Origin of the sequence: Curtobacterium sp. MCPF17_001 (assembly GCF_003234615.1) — a bacterium.
Classification (GTDB): domain Bacteria; phylum Actinomycetota; class Actinomycetes; order Actinomycetales; family Microbacteriaceae; genus Curtobacterium.
Map to the genome: position 1 here is coordinate 1 of NZ_QKSL01000037.1, position 514 is coordinate 514.

The following is a 514-nucleotide window of genomic DNA, read 5'->3' on the forward strand; positions in this document are numbered from 1 at the left end:
AGGGCGAGCGTCGCGTGTCGGCCTGGGCGAAGGAGCACCACGGCTCGGAGTTCGTCTTCGTCACCGACTACGACGCCTCGATCCGCCCGTACTACCACATGCGTCACGCTGACGACCCGACGCTCACGAACAGCTACGACCTGCTCTTCAACGGCGCCGAGATCTCGACAGGCGCCCAGCGTGAGCACCGGGTCGACGTCCTCATCGCCCAGGCGGAGGAGAAGGGCCTGGACCCCGCCGAGCTCGGCTGGTACCTCGACTTCTTCCGCTACGGCGTCCCGCCGCACGGTGGCTTCGGCATGGGTCTGGCCCGTGTGCTGATGCTCATGCTCGGCGAGCCGTCCATCCGCGAGGTCACCTACCTGTTCCGCGGCCCGACCCGTCTCACGCCCTAGGCGCTTCGGCGGCGCGAACCGCCTTCGCACAACAGGAACCGGCTCGAACCACGGACATCCGTGGTTCGAGCCGGTTTCCGTTGTGCGGTGCCACGGCGCACCGCGCGGGGGCGTCTGCG

1 protein-coding gene is annotated in these 514 nt (G+C 68.9%); it reads left to right on the forward strand.

Going from position 1 to position 514, the window contains the following annotated elements; translation table 11 throughout:
• A partial coding sequence (locus tag DEJ24_RS16485) for an amino acid--tRNA ligase-related protein (protein ID WP_309147025.1) occupies window positions 1-395 on the forward strand: 395 nt, incomplete at its 5' end.
• Between the last annotated feature and the right edge of the window lie 119 nt (window positions 396-514).